Annotated in this window: 14 protein-coding genes; 11 read left to right on the plus strand and 3 right to left on the minus strand. The window is 48.5% G+C overall.

What is annotated here, in order from left to right; all coding sequences use genetic code 11:
• The first annotated feature begins 1 nt into the window (after position 1).
• From QZQ08_RS00210 to QZQ08_RS00230, 5 genes are all read left to right on the plus strand, one after another.
• The gene (locus QZQ08_RS00210) at positions 2 to 718 is read left to right on the plus strand and encodes an amino acid ABC transporter permease (protein WP_296326290.1); all 717 of its coding nucleotides are present in this window, start codon (positions 2 to 4) and stop codon (positions 716 to 718) included.
• Positions 711 to 1,433, plus strand: coding sequence for an amino acid ABC transporter permease (locus tag QZQ08_RS00215; protein ID WP_296326293.1), 723 nt, complete (start codon positions 711 to 713; stop codon positions 1,431 to 1,433). Before QZQ08_RS00210 ends, QZQ08_RS00215 begins: the two co-directional genes overlap by 8 nt.
• Positions 1,430 to 2,239, plus strand: coding sequence for an amino acid ABC transporter ATP-binding protein (locus tag QZQ08_RS00220; RefSeq protein ID WP_296326296.1), 810 nt, complete (start codon positions 1,430 to 1,432; stop codon positions 2,237 to 2,239). The genes QZQ08_RS00215 and QZQ08_RS00220 overlap by 4 nt, the downstream gene beginning before the upstream one ends.
• Entirely contained in the window at positions 2,218 to 2,703 is a 486-nt protein-coding gene (locus QZQ08_RS00225; RefSeq protein ID WP_296326298.1) for a GNAT family N-acetyltransferase, read from the plus strand. Before QZQ08_RS00220 ends, QZQ08_RS00225 begins: the two co-directional genes overlap by 22 nt.
• Positions 2,704 to 2,844: 141 nt before the next feature.
• Entirely contained in the window at positions 2,845 to 3,279 is a 435-nt protein-coding gene (locus tag QZQ08_RS00230) for a hypothetical protein (RefSeq protein WP_296326301.1), read from the plus strand.
• Positions 3,280 to 3,414: 135 nt separating this feature from the next.
• Here the strand turns inward: QZQ08_RS00230 and QZQ08_RS00235 are convergent, their stop codons facing one another.
• Positions 3,415 to 4,593: a MalY/PatB family protein gene (locus tag QZQ08_RS00235; protein WP_296326304.1), complete on the minus strand. Its 1,179-nt coding sequence runs from the start codon at positions 4,591 to 4,593 to the stop codon at positions 3,415 to 3,417.
• A 602-nt stretch (positions 4,594 to 5,195) separates the two neighbouring features.
• Between QZQ08_RS00235 and QZQ08_RS00240 the strand changes: the two genes are divergently transcribed.
• On the plus strand, positions 5,196 to 6,305 hold the full coding sequence (locus QZQ08_RS00240; protein WP_296326306.1) for a hypothetical protein: 1,110 nt from the start codon (positions 5,196 to 5,198) through the stop codon (positions 6,303 to 6,305).
• Positions 6,265 to 7,491, plus strand: a complete 1,227-nt coding sequence (locus QZQ08_RS00245; protein WP_296326309.1) for a YadA-like family protein — start codon at positions 6,265 to 6,267, stop codon at positions 7,489 to 7,491. The genes QZQ08_RS00240 and QZQ08_RS00245 overlap by 41 nt, the downstream gene beginning before the upstream one ends.
• Before the next feature lie 78 nt (positions 7,492 to 7,569).
• Here the strand turns inward: QZQ08_RS00245 and bioB are convergent, their stop codons facing one another.
• On the minus strand, positions 7,570 to 8,541 hold the full coding sequence (gene bioB / locus QZQ08_RS00250) for a biotin synthase BioB (RefSeq protein WP_296326311.1): 972 nt from the start codon (positions 8,539 to 8,541) through the stop codon (positions 7,570 to 7,572).
• Positions 8,542 to 8,841: 300 nt separating this feature from the next.
• Between bioB and garD the strand changes: the two genes are divergently transcribed.
• Together garD and QZQ08_RS00260 are read left to right on the plus strand one after the other, a co-directional pair.
• Entirely contained in the window at positions 8,842 to 10,362 is a 1,521-nt protein-coding gene (gene garD / locus QZQ08_RS00255; RefSeq protein ID WP_296326314.1) for a galactarate dehydratase, read from the plus strand.
• 97 nt (positions 10,363 to 10,459) lie between these two features.
• On the plus strand, positions 10,460 to 10,699 hold the full coding sequence (locus QZQ08_RS00260) for a DUF1653 domain-containing protein (RefSeq protein ID WP_296326317.1): 240 nt from the start codon (positions 10,460 to 10,462) through the stop codon (positions 10,697 to 10,699).
• Positions 10,700 to 10,963: 264 nt separating this feature from the next.
• Here QZQ08_RS00260 and QZQ08_RS00265 read toward each other — a convergent pair whose 3' ends face one another.
• The gene (locus QZQ08_RS00265; RefSeq protein ID WP_021736499.1) at positions 10,964 to 11,182 is read right to left on the minus strand and encodes a DUF1858 domain-containing protein; all 219 of its coding nucleotides are present in this window, start codon (positions 11,180 to 11,182) and stop codon (positions 10,964 to 10,966) included.
• Positions 11,183 to 11,595: 413 nt separating this feature from the next.
• Here QZQ08_RS00265 and mraZ point away from each other — a divergent pair, with 413 nt between their 5' ends.
• Both mraZ and rsmH read left to right on the plus strand, forming a co-directional pair.
• A complete protein-coding gene (mraZ, locus tag QZQ08_RS00270) occupies positions 11,596 to 12,018 on the plus strand; it encodes a division/cell wall cluster transcriptional repressor MraZ (RefSeq protein ID WP_296326324.1) in 423 nt (140 codons plus the stop codon).
• A 21-nt stretch (positions 12,019 to 12,039) separates the two neighbouring features.
• Positions 12,040 to 12,969, plus strand: a complete 930-nt coding sequence (gene rsmH, locus QZQ08_RS00275) for a 16S rRNA (cytosine(1402)-N(4))-methyltransferase RsmH (protein ID WP_366140894.1) — start codon at positions 12,040 to 12,042, stop codon at positions 12,967 to 12,969.
• The last annotated feature ends 89 nt before the right edge of the window (positions 12,970 to 13,058 follow it).

The raw sequence follows: 13,058 nt of genomic DNA on the forward strand, positions 1-13,058 counted from the left end.
AATGGGAAGTTATTTCAGTTCAGCCTATATGCTTGCCTCGCTGCCCAAACTGGCCGGGTACCTTTCCGTAACGCTATTTGTGACGCTCCTATCCGTTGTTCCAGGACTGATTTTGGCAGCCCTTCTGGCTGTATGGAAGGATCAGGGATCGCGCATAGTAAGTGGGGGCTATCGAATCTTTATTTCCTTTATTCGCAGTACTCCCTTTATCGTCCAACTCTTTGTTGTCTATTTTGGCGTTCCCCAGCTTCTTTCAGGTGCAGGCGTGGATGTGTCGGACCTGCCGCCCTTGCTCTTTGTTTTGGTGATCTTTGCACTCCACGTTGCTGGCTATGGGGCAGAAATTCTGCGTGGGAGCTTAGCGGCCATCCAGCCGGGAGAAAAAGAGGCCGCTGCCAGTTTAGGAATGACGGATGCCCAGATTTATCGGCGTATTGTCCTTCCTCAGGCTTTTGTGCTTTCCATCCCGCCTCTTGTGAATGAGGTCATCAGCACCCTTAAAGGCACGGCCTTGATCTTTAATGTAGGCATTGTTGATGTTATGCGCCAAGCTGAACTCATGGGCGGAAATTCCCAGCGGTATCTGGAACTATACGTGGATGTCGCCATCCTTTATGGGGCGATGATCTTTGCCCTTACTTTATTGGGACGGGCCCTCGAACGTCATTTTCGGATTTCAGAAGACACCTTGACCGTGATAGGAGGAGAATATGAATAGTACAGCTTTTTTTGATCCATCCTATATTGTCTCAGGCCTCGTCTACATTTTTCCCTATCTCAAGGTGACTTTGGGACTGACCGTCAGCAGTGTTTGTCTAGGCACTTTCTTGGCCCTTTTCTGCGCTTTTCTTGAAATCCGAAGAGTTCCCCTTCTTAAGGAACTGGCCGCCCTTTATGTCCTCATCTGCCGCAGCTTGCCGAATATGGTCCTGCTCTATCTGGTTTATTATGGACTGCCCATTTTTGTTATGGCCATGGACCAAGAAGGCGTATTTCATTTTCCCGTGGAAAAAGTAACGGCCCTCCAAGTAGCTGTCGTGGGGCTCACCCTCCATACGGGGGCGTATTTAACGGAGATTTTCCGAGCTGCCTATGAAGCAGTACCGGAAGGTCAGAAAGAAGCCGCCAAATCCATTGGAATGACAGGACTTCAGGCCTTTTTTCGGGTCATCTTCCCTCAAGCAGTAACGGTGGCCCTGCCCATGTTTGCCAATCAGTTTCTTTCGACCATGAAAAGTACAAGTATCGTTTTTGTCATTACCGTAGTTGAGCTTTTTGGTGCAGCCAAATTGTTCAGCGAAGACAGTATGCGCTACTTTGAAGCCTATATGGCGGTAGCAATCCTTTATTGGCTTATGGGCGTCGGATTTGAATTCATTTTTGGGAAGATGGAAGGGAGAAGCAATCGGTTTAGAAAGGGGAATCTAGCATGATCCGCATTGAGCACGTTGAAAAAAGCTATGGGAAACGCCCAATCCTAAAAGATGTCAGCCTTGAGGTGCCAACGGGCAGTGTGACAGTTATCATAGGCCCTTCTGGGAGTGGGAAAACGACCTTTTTGAGAACCCTTAATTTTTTGGGACCCGCTGATAAAGGAACGCTTCAGCTTGATGAGGAACCCATCATTGATATGAAACGGGCCAGCAAAAAGGAAATCCTTCATGTTCGCCGCAATACGGCCATGGTTTTTCAGCTCTACAATCTATTTTCCAATATGACCGTTCTTCAAAATGTGATGGAAGGGCTTGTGACGGTCCAGAAAATGGCCAAAAAAGAAGCCCGTGAAAAAGCCATTGCCTGCCTGCAGCAGGTCGGCATGGCAGAATATCTGAATGCCTATCCCATCCAGCTTTCAGGCGGTCAGCAGCAGCGCGTTGGCATTGCCCGGGCCCTTGCCATGAATCCTAAGGTCATCTTGTTTGATGAACCAACGAGCGCCCTGGACCCTGAAATCGTGGGAGAAGTGTTGTCTGTGATCCGAGAGATTGCCTCAAAATTAAAGATTACCATGATTATTGTGACTCACGAGATTGCCTTTGCCCGGGAAGTGGCCGATCAAGTTGTTTTTATGGAAAATGGCTATATTGTGGAGCGGGGGAGTGCCCAGGAAGTCCTTGTCCATCCGAAAGAGAAAAGGACCCGTCAGTTCCTTAGCCGGTTCCTGGCTCCGCAATGCCTTTCCTGCGATGAAATGGACCCCAAAAAGGAGGCTGCCTTATGGTTGAATACCGCCTCTTGACTAAAGACGATGGAGATGCTTATTTTGACGTCCTCCATCGCAGCTACGCAACTGACCGGCCATATCCACTTTCTTTTGCCGCCATGGATGAAACGCGGGAAGAAGCCGTACAATGGCTTCAGGAAGAGCCGACCTTTGGCCTTTTTGTGGATCATAAGCTCGTGAGTGCCATTTCCCTGCGGATGCCTTGGGGGCATCATCCTGGCCCCTTTGGTGTGCCCCATATTGGACACTTCATTACAGACCCCGATGAGGCGCATCAAGGAAACGCTACTAAACTCCTCCATTATGTAGAGACAGAAATCTTGACCAAGCTGCTTCATGCGCCCGCCGTGACCCTTGGGACGGCCAAGAGTCATCCTTGGCTTGCGGAGATGTACCGGCACCTTGGCTTTACGGAAGTGGGAGAAAAACAGCTTGCTGGGAAAAAGCATGTGACCGTCTATTTTAAAAAAGAACTGTAAGGGATTGAAATGTACCCTCTTTACTGGACACACAGTAAGGAGGGTACATTTCACCCTGCAGTTTTTCTTTTTGTCACAAATTGTCCAAATCTTTTGGGTACAATAAAGAAAACATTTCTGCCAGGAAGTAGGAGGACAAAAATGATCAAGAAACAATTTATTGCAGGCGTTCTTGCTGCATCCCTTTTTGGCTTTGGCGGTGGAGTGATGACGGCCCAGGCGTTTGATTTTGGATCTGTTTTGAAACTCGGCGGTATCAGCTATCTCGTCAATCAGTTTGGCGGAGAAATCAATACGTTCATCAACAAAATTTTTTCCCAAAATGAAGTCACTACGGACTATGCAACAAAGGTCGTTCCCATCCTTAGTATGGGAACGGGCGGTTATATTGGAGCGGTCCAGGTTGTGGGGCCAAAAGCTCAGGTGGATAAGGTAAAGGCCGTGGGACAGCTTGAATTTAAATTCAGCAAGATTGCCCGTATCAAGGGACTTATCCCCATTGATAGCATCAATATTACGAACGTGAACCGTGTCGAAGGCGTCGGTGTCTCCGCCGTCATCGACTTCAAGCTGTAAGAGAAAAAGGGCCGCACAGAAATGATGTCATCATTTCTGTGCGGCCCTTTTTGGTGTAGAAGACCCTAGCGCACGACTCCAAAATGGAGGCACGTTCTTGTGAAGAAGCGGAGCGATTTCTGCTCCGAGCCAGTTTTACCCTTCTAACGCGTCTTTCAGTCTCCCAAAGGCTTCCTCAATCACCGCCCTCGGTGCCGCCATATTAAAACGTTCGAATTGAGCCGTTTCAGGGCCAAAAATCTTTCCCGAGTCGAGCCAGAGCTTAGCTTTATCTGTGATGGTTTTTTCAAGGGCGTCATCTGATAGGCCATAGCCGGAAAAATCAATCCAGACGAGATAGGTTCCTTCAGGATCGGTCATGACCGCTTTGGGAAGATGATTCTTGACAAATTCCCGCGTCCAGTCGATATTGCCCTTGATGTAGGCTACAAGTTCCTTTACCCAGGCGTCCCCTTTGGTATAGCAGCTTTTTACGGCAATCTGACCCATGATGCTGCCCTGACTGTAGCCAGCCGCGGCATTGGCCCGGCGATACGCTTGGCGGAGTGTTTCATCAGGGATGATGATATTTCCCGGTTGGAATCCTGCAACGTTGAAGGTTTTGCTGGGCGATGTAAAGACGGCGAGGTTCCTGCGATATTTTTCATCAAGGGTCAGGAAACTTGTGAAGTGATGGGGCGCATAGACAAAATCGCAGTGAATTTCATCGCAGAGAATGATGACATGGTGGGTGAGGCAAAGGTCGCCTAGGCGTTCCAGCTCTTTTCGTGACCAGACGCGTCCCACAGGATTATGGGGACTGCAAAGGAGCAGGGCTTTCACGTTGTGATTGATCATCTTTTTTTCTACATCGTCAAAGTCAATCGTATAGCGGCCTCCTTCATTATGAAGCTGGCTATTGACAAAGACGCGGCCATTATCTTCAATGACTTCACGAAAAGGGTAGTAGACCGGCTGCTGAATCAAAATCGCGTCATTAGCGCGTGTAAAGGCCTTGACGGCTGTAGCAAGACCGTAGACGACGCCGCAGCCCACTGTCACCCATTCGGGTTTGATGTGGTACCCGTGGTGGCGGGAAAACCAACCATCCAAGGCCTCGTAGTAGTCGGCATCAGGATCAGTATAACCAAAGATCCCATGGTCGATACGGGCGTGAAAATCAGCGAGAATATCCTTTGGAAGGGCAAAATCCATATCTGCAACCCACATGGGAAGAAGGTCCGTACGACCTTTTCGCGCAAGACCAAAATCATATTTAAGGCAGCTTGTTCCGTATCGGTTCACCAGTTTATCAAAGGGGCTTTTGAGGGTCATTGTGCATCCTTCTTTCCTACTCATTATGTATGATACATCCTATCATATCGGGGAACACTTTTTCTGTCAATGAATCGCAGGCAGCTTTACTTTTTTTAGATAAGAATAACTTTTGGCTGAAATATGATATTAAATATCGTAAAAACTTAAATAAATATCAATAAATTGATACAATATAAAATATAAATATAATTTGAAATAAAATCTAAGCGTGATTCATCTAAAACTATCTATAATATTTACAAAATCGCAAAATTAATATATACTATCATTTAAAGAAAGGCCTCTTTTGAGAAAAAGAAACGCTAGCTATTTAAAATTATCAATAAAAAACAATGGCTTGTTCGTGAGAATGCCGTTTTGGAGAGCGGTGTAAAAAACGATACTCCGGATAGGGGAAAGGGCTTTACTATGAAGCACCGGGGAAAAAGGGTTACCCATACTTACCTTTTATCACCACGGCCATATGAATGGAATTTCAGGATCAAATGATCTAGGGACTATCATCCATAGGGTCTTTTGTGCTGTAAATCGTGAAGCGGTTTCTATTCTGCCGATGGGACCAACAAAAGGGCCATCTTTCAGTGAGAGGAGTCATGACAATGAAACAACACAAGAACCTTTTAACCAAGGGAACACTTGCCGCTGCCGTGCTTGCCATGGTTTTTGCTGGTACGGCTTTTGCCGAAGTAACGCATATTACGCAGGGGGACGGTGCGACCGTTGTTAAAGATGGAGGCACGAACCAGACTTATATTGTAATCGGTCAGGGCGCTAAGGGATTTATTGGCCGTGGCGGTCAGGAAGAAGCTATTTCTCCAAGCGGAAAAACCGAGGATGCGGCGGGCGCCATTGCGATTGGGGACTACACGTATGCCCGAAGCGGCAGTATCATGATTGGCAGCCATAGTTTTAAAGGCAACATGGGGGATTTAAAAAACATTGATTCCTCTGCCCTTAAAACAGAAGGTGAAGGCGGTGCTTATGGCTTTACCGTTGCTACGACGACCATCGGTACCAATAGCTTTACGAAAGGTTTTTTGGCTTCAACATTTGGTAATTATAATATCCAAACGAGCCGCAATGTCGGCTGGGGAAGACTCAACAATTATAATCTTGAAAACTTTGGCGCAACTGTTGTTGGAACATTAAATAGTAATGAATCCTACACCGCTCCTGAGAAATCTGGCTATTTCAGTAAATCCTATTCCGGGATGGCAAACAGCATCGTCGGGATTGCCAACAGGGTCAATAATTCCAACGGGACCCTCGTGTATGGCGCAGGAAATGAGATTACAAACTCTGTCAAGACGATTACAGGAGTTTCTGATGCAACTTCTTTTAATGATACTACGGCCGTCGCGAAGACACTTCGGGATGCTGTTAAAAAATCTAACAGCGGCGGCGCGACCATGGCCTTTGGTGGCGGCAATAAAGCTGACTATACAAATCTAACTATGATTACGGGCGTCAATAATACTGTTACGGGCTCGTCAGATAAAATCAGCAAGCTTGATGCTGTTATTGGCTATAAGAACACCATCACGAATGCCAGCGATACTAAAATCATCGGCAGCGAGAACACCGTCGAAGACGACGCGCAGAGTAACACCATCATTGGTGACAAGTACACCATTTCGAGCGGAAAGGCGAACAACGTCATTCTCGGCAATGACCATTGCAAACGGCAATGTGACGCTCCTTGGTTATAACACCAATGTGAAAGCTGATGGCGGCGTAGCACTCGGTGCCGGATCCATTTTGAATGACTCGGAATCGGGATTGGATCAGTCCGGGTATAATCCGGCGACGAAGGCAAACGCCACCGACACAAGCTCCATTTGGCGTCCGACCCTCGCCGCGGTTTCTGTTGGTGTCAGCGGCAGTGACACGCGCCGCATTACGAACGTCGCGGCCGGTGTGAATGATACGGATGCCGTTAACGTGGCCCAGCTGAAACAGGTGGCAGGCAGCGCCGGCGGTTCGGCAAACCTCATTGCCGGCGACGGCATCAAGCTCGTCAAGGGTACCGACGGTTCCTGGACAATCAGCACGAACTTCGAGAACTCTGGTTCGGATGAAGTCACTTACAAGGATACGACGAATACGGGGGATACAGCCAACACCGATGGCGGTGCGACCACTACGGACGGAACGGCTTCGGATACCGGCAAGGCGGCTTTCATCGAAACGAAACTTACGGCCGATGACGGCAACACGACGAGCCTTGGTGACAATAAAGACAATAAACTTGGCATCAAAGGCGATGGCTCGAATATTACGACGAGCGTCAGCGGCAGCGATGTGAAGGTTGCCCTCAGCAAGGACCTTAGTGTAAGCAGCATTACCATCAATAACGGCGGTCCGACCATCAACGAGGGTGGCATCGATATGAATGATACGAAGATCACCAATGTCGCCGACGGGGATGTTTATGCAGGCTCCAAAGATGCCGTGAACGGCGGTCAGCTGTGGAACGTCCAGCAAGGCATGAACGGACGCATCAGCCGCCTTGATACGAAGATCAATCGTGTCGGTGCCGGTGCAGCGGCCTTGGCCAACCTTCATCCCCTTGATTTTGACCCTGATGACAAGTGGAGCTTCTCCACAGGCTTTGGTAACTATCGCAATGCCAACGCCCTGGCTATTGGTGCTTTCTATCGGCCTGATGAAAAGAGCATGGTGAACATCAGCGGCACCTTTGGCAACGGTGAAAACATGATTGGCCTTGGTGCAAGTTTCAAGCTTGGCAAGGAATCCCCTGTGACGAAGGGCAATCTCCAAAAGACCATTACGAATCTCCAGACGCTTGTGGCAAGTCAGGATAAAGCCATGAAAGCCCAAGATGAGAAGATTGCCAAACTGGAAGCCATAGTTGCCCAGCTCATGGCGAAATAACTTCATCTAAAATGAAAAACTCCGCCCTTCGGGGACGGAGTTTTTTGTGGTTCTATAATTTATTTTGGGGCGATGCAATCAGTGGTTGATGAGACCGAGGCGAGCAATCATTTCCATGTCTTCTTTGATGGTTGTTCCGCTTGTAGTGAGCATGTTGCCCGTGATGGAAGCAGATGCACCATGGAGCAGGGCTGATTCCCCGTTATCGGGCAGCAGCTTGCGTCCTGCGGCAAGACGGATGTTTGCCGTCGGGTTAATGAAGCGGAAGAGGGCGATGGTCCGCAGGATGTCTTCGGCAGGAAGGGAAGGACGGCCTTCCATCCCTGTTCCGGGAATGGCCATAAGGGCATTGATGGGGATGGACTGGATGCCGAGTTCCTGAAGGGTAAAGGCCATATCAATGCGGTCCTGCCAAGTTTCTCCCATGCCGATGATGCCGCCGGAGCAAACGCAGAAACCGACGCGCTGAGCGGCCTTGATGGTGCGGATGCGGTCATCGAAGGTATGGCTCGTGCAGATGTGGGGGAAAAAGCGGCGGCTTGTTTCGATGTTATGATGGTAGCTTGTGACGCCGGAAGCAAAAAGACGGCGTAGCTGTTCTTCGCTTAAGATTCCATGGGACGCGCATAGGTCAATCGTAAGGTCTTTTTTCATGTCCTTATAGATGGAAAGGGCTTTTTCAAAATCCTTTCCCGTCAGGGCACGGCCGCTCGTGACCATGGCAAAGCGGTTGGCACCTGCGTCCTGGTCCATTTTGGCCGTCTCCATGATGGTCTTTTCATCAAGGAAATCGTATTCATCACAGTTCGTATGATGGCAGGCAGCCTGGGCGCAGTATTTGCAGTTTTCACCGCAGCGTCCGCTCCGGGCATTGATGATGGTGCAGAAATCAACATGGTTGCCGCAAAAATGGCGCTGCAGGGCGCCGGCGCCTTCTTGAAGCGCTGTGAGCGGCAGGGTCAGCATATCCTGGACAAAGGCATCGTCTTTTTTGAACCGATAGCCATCGATGATGGATTGTGTCATGGTTTTGATCGTTTGATCTGACATGGTCTCATAACCTCCCTTATGTGTACAGGTACCAGTATAACGAAAAAGAAAAACGAGAGTCAACGGATAAATAAATATGGTTAACATAAAAACAAAAAAGGGTACAGCAAGATCAGTTTCTTCGTACTATCGTGATAAAATCACGAAAATATCATGAATCACTTAATTAATTTAAGAAATTCACTAAAAAACTAGAAGATACTGGGCAATTGTAATCGTCCGACAACTTGAATTATAATGAAGTCGAGAAAAACAACGGGCTGCCGCGCAGCCTGTCCAAAGAAAAAGGGAGGTTTATTTATGACAGCTCCTCTTGTCATTCGTGTCAAGGACCGCGATAACGTTGCCGTTGCCGTCCATGATTTGGAAACAGGCATTGAAGTCATGCCCGGTGTTCTTACCCGTGACCCCATTCCTCAAGCCCATAAGGTGGCACTCGTGGATATTCCCAAAGGGGGCGAGATTATCCGCTACGGCGTTGTTCTCGGTTATGCCAAGCATGATATTGCCTGCGGCAGCTGGATCAATGAACACATGCTTGATCTGCCTCAAAGTCCTTCGGTTGAACATATGGAATATGGTACCCACATCGTCCCTATGGAAGAACTCCCCACGCCGCCCCGCACGACGTGGATGGGGTATAAAAATGCCGTGGGGCCTGCCGGTACACGCAATATCCTCGGTGTTGTGACGACCGTCCAGTGTGCGGCCGGGGTGGTCAACAAAGCCGTGCAGAAAATCAAACAGGAACTTTTGCCCAAATACCCTCACGTTGACGATGTTGTTGCTGTGAACCATCCTTATGGCTGTGGGGTTGCCATTAATGCCCCTCTTGCCGTCATTCCTATCCGGGCCGTGAGAAATCTCATCCGTCATCCGAACTTTGGTGGACAAATCATGCTGGTTGGTCTGGGCTGCGAAAAATTGACCTACGAGCGGCTCCTTGAACCGGATGAAATCAATGCTGAAAACTGTCTCACCCTGCAGGAATGCAAGGGACATGACGCCATGATGAAAGCCTTGATGGATATGGCTGAGCGGAAACTCCAGCGCCTCAATCAGCGGCGCCGTGAAGCGCTGCCCTTATCTGAACTGGTTGTCGGCATGCAGTGCGGCGGCAGCGACGCCTTCTCGGGCCTTACGGCAAACCCCAGTGCCGGGTATGCCGCTGATATGCTTGTCAAAGGCGGCGCCACGGTCATGTTCAGCGAAGTCACGGAAGTGCGGGACGGTGTCCATATGCTGGCTGCCCGCTGCGTCAATAAGCAAGTGCGGGATAAACTGGCTGCCGAAATGAAATGGTACGATGATTATCTAGCAGAAGGCGGCGTTGATCGTGATGCCAACCCGACGCCGGGCAATAAAAAAGGCGGCCTTGCCAATATTGTGGAAAAAGCCATGGGGTCCATTGCCAAAAGCGGGACAAGCCCCATTGTGGAAGTCCTGTCGCCGGCTGAAAAACCGACCAAACATGGACTCATCTACGCCGCCACACCGGCTAGTGATATCGTTTGCGGGCCGAGCCAGCTGGCAAGCGGCATTGGGCTGCAGGTCTTCATGACGGGCCGCGGCACTCCCTATGGTCTTGCCATCGCTCCTGTCATCAAAGTCTGCAGCCGCAATGAAATGAAGGACAACTGGTTTGACCTCATTGATATTTCTGCTGGTGGCGTCGCTACGGGCGAAAAGACCATTCCTGAAGTCGGAACGGAGATCTTCAATTATATCCTGGATACAGCAAGCGGTACGAAAATCCCTTATTCCGACCAGTATGGCTTCCATAACGACCTGTGTATTTTCAATCCAGCCCCGATTACCTGATGAAAAATAAAGCTCTTGCTCTTTTTCCTTAGGGAGCAGGGGCTTTTTTCGTATCATCTTGCTGTGTTACAATGGGGAAAAAAGGAGGAAAGATTCTATGGAAAGAACACTGCCTAAAGCTGGGGAAACTTGGCTTCATTTTAAAAATAAACGCTATGAAATCATCGCCTGTCCCGTTATCCATTCAGAGACGCGGGAACGTTACTGCGTCTATAAAGCCCTCTACGGCGATGGCGGCATCTACTGCCGTCCCCTCGATATGTTCATGAGTGAAGTGGATCATGTCAAGTATCCTGAAGTAAGACAGAAGTATCGGTTTGAAAAGATTGGGGAGTAGAAGAAAATCGCGGTCAAGCAAAAAGAAAAAGCTGGCTGTAATGCTGCGATGCTAAGGCCGCCAGGATTGTTCGATACGATCCCAAGTACGAATCTTGCTACGGAAGTTTGCTGTTTTAATTCCTTTAGGTGTTTTTACCCACTTACCCTGACGATAAAGTTCTACACACATTAGCTTGAATTCAGTCGTATAACGCAAAAAGTACCCTCCTTACTGGGTGTCCAGTAAAGAGGGTACTTTTCATTTCACGGTCTTTCTTTGATCTTATTCCTTGTCCCCTTCAGCGGCAGCGATGCAGTCATTGATATCTGCAATGAGGGCATCAACGTCCAGCCCATGGGCAGCAGCGCCCTGGCCGATGGTTTCAAAGTTAGCAGCCATGCAGCCGACACAGCCGAGGCCATATTGCATGAAGATTTCGATGATCTCCGGATGCTGCTGCACCGTGAGGATAATCGGGGAATCTGCAGTTACTTTTTCCATGGTAGGATAACCTCCTTGTTCTTTTATCCTAGTCATTATATCGGAGAGGTACAAAGAATGCAATACTTCCCAAAAAGATAGAAAGGAAAGGATACAATGTCCATACCTAGGTAGGGTAAAATAAAGACTTTTTGTTAAAATTTCATATATTTTACCGAAACGATATAAAAATTTCATAGATAGGATGAAATGCACAAGGTGTTGTATTGGATTAAATGCTGACCACAATACCTTGTGTTTTTATTGATTTACTTCTTTTACTGTCCAATTTGAATTCCTCCACACGGCAAAACCCTAGGTAAAATCAGGCTTTTTCGCTCCTAATTGAATTGATTTTTTGGGTATTGTGCTTTATAATGGGGGAAAGTGGTGGAAAGTGGTGAATTTCGGGAAGAAAGGTGGGAATCGCGGCGATGCTCATGGGTGAATATGAACACAGTGTAGACGCCAAAGGCCGTCTTTTTGTTCCTGCCAAACTCCGGAGCGAATTGGGAAAAACATTTGTCATCACCAAAGGGGTTGATGGCTGTATTGATGTCTATCCCATGGATGCCTGGGATCGTCTTCAGCAGAGTTTTGCTCAGCAGACGCTTCCCAAGAAAAAAGCCCGTGATGTCTCCCGCTTCCTTTTTGGGAATTCCATGGAAGTAGAACCTGATAAACAGGGACGCATCCTTCTGCCGCAAACGCTTCGCAAATTTGCCCAGATCGAGGGGACGGCGACCATCATCGGTACGGGAACCAAGGCAGAAATCTGGGATACCAAGCGATATGAAGCCTATAGCAGCGAAGTGGAAAGTGATGTTGCCGCCATTGTGGAAGATCTTGAAATTTAGTGAACGAAAAGAGGGATGACCGTGAACTTTGTACACAAAAGTGTGCTCCTAAAGGAGAGCGTTGACTGGATTGTCACCGATCCCAAGGGAACTTACGTCGACTGCACGTTGGGCGGCGCTGGTCATTCCCATGCCATTTCTGAAAAATTGGACCCGGAGGGCCTCCTTATTGGAATCGATCAGGATGAAGACGCCATTATGGCTGCCACAAAGCGCCTTGAAGATGCTCCATGCAAGATCAAGATTGTTCATTCCAATTTTCGGAAACTGGGAACCATCCTTGATGGGCTGGGCCTAATGAAAGTGGATGGCATCTTTTTTGACCTGGGTGTTTCGTCTTATCAGCTGGATACGCCGGAACGTGGGTTTTCCTATATGCATGATGGCCCTCTTGATATGCGGATGGACCAGGAAGGAAAACTGACGGCGGCTGATGTGGTGAATACGTACAAGGAAGAAGACTTGGCAGACCTTATCTATAAATATGGAGAAGAACGCTGGAGCCGCCGCATTGCCCAGTTCATTGTGGAAAAAAGAAAGGAAAAGCCACTGCGCACAACAAGTGATCTTGTCTCTGTGATCAAGGCCGCCATTCCCAAGAGGGCCCGCCAAGATGGACCTCACCCGGCCAAACGAACTTTTCAGGCAATCCGGATCGAAGTCAATGATGAGCTGAAAATCCTCGACACGACCATGGAAACGGCTGTCAGGCACCTAAAAAAGGGAGGCCGCATTGGCGTCATAACTTTCCATTCCCTGGAAGACCGCATCATCAAGCAAAGTTTCAAACGAATGGCTAAAGGCTGCATTTGTCCGCCGGAATTGCCCGTTTGTGTGTGCGGACACAAACCGGAACTAAAGAAGCTAAAAGAATTTGTTCCGTCAGAAACGGAGTTGAAGGATAATCCCCGTGCTCGGAGCGCGCGGCTCCGCGGGGCCATCAGAATATAGGATGCTTGTTTTAAAAGAATCCTCTTTGATGCGTAAAGGAAGCGGGAGAGCACTCGCTGGATGAAGGAATCAGTAGTAGGGGACATTGT

The sequence above is a fragment of the uncultured Acidaminococcus sp. genome (genome assembly GCA_900538365.1).
GTDB lineage: Bacteria > Bacillota > Negativicutes > Acidaminococcales > Acidaminococcaceae > Acidaminococcus.

Bases quoted from the DNA above. Each gene is read 5' to 3' on its own strand.
- QZQ08_RS00210 (WP_296326290.1), top strand. From the start codon at position 2: ATGGGAAGTTATTTCAGTTCAGCCTATATGCTTGCCTCGCTGCCCAAA.
- QZQ08_RS00215 (WP_296326293.1), top strand. From the start codon at position 711: ATGAATAGTACAGCTTTTTTTGATCCATCCTATATTGTCTCAGGCCTC.
- QZQ08_RS00220 (WP_296326296.1), top strand. From the start codon at position 1,430: ATGATCCGCATTGAGCACGTTGAAAAAAGCTATGGGAAACGCCCAATC.
- QZQ08_RS00225 (WP_296326298.1), top strand. From the start codon at position 2,218: ATGGTTGAATACCGCCTCTTGACTAAAGACGATGGAGATGCTTATTTT.
- QZQ08_RS00230 (WP_296326301.1), top strand. From the start codon at position 2,845: ATGATCAAGAAACAATTTATTGCAGGCGTTCTTGCTGCATCCCTTTTT.
- QZQ08_RS00235 (WP_296326304.1), bottom strand. From the start codon at position 4,593: ATGACCCTCAAAAGCCCCTTTGATAAACTGGTGAACCGATACGGAACA.
- QZQ08_RS00240 (WP_296326306.1), top strand. From the start codon at position 5,196: ATGAAACAACACAAGAACCTTTTAACCAAGGGAACACTTGCCGCTGCC.
- QZQ08_RS00245 (WP_296326309.1), top strand. From the start codon at position 6,265: ATGACCATTGCAAACGGCAATGTGACGCTCCTTGGTTATAACACCAAT.
- bioB (WP_296326311.1), bottom strand. From the start codon at position 8,541: ATGTCAGATCAAACGATCAAAACCATGACACAATCCATCATCGATGGC.
- garD (WP_296326314.1), top strand. From the start codon at position 8,842: ATGACAGCTCCTCTTGTCATTCGTGTCAAGGACCGCGATAACGTTGCC.
- QZQ08_RS00260 (WP_296326317.1), top strand. From the start codon at position 10,460: ATGGAAAGAACACTGCCTAAAGCTGGGGAAACTTGGCTTCATTTTAAA.
- QZQ08_RS00265 (WP_021736499.1), bottom strand. From the start codon at position 11,182: ATGGAAAAAGTAACTGCAGATTCCCCGATTATCCTCACGGTGCAGCAG.
- mraZ (WP_296326324.1), top strand. From the start codon at position 11,596: ATGCTCATGGGTGAATATGAACACAGTGTAGACGCCAAAGGCCGTCTT.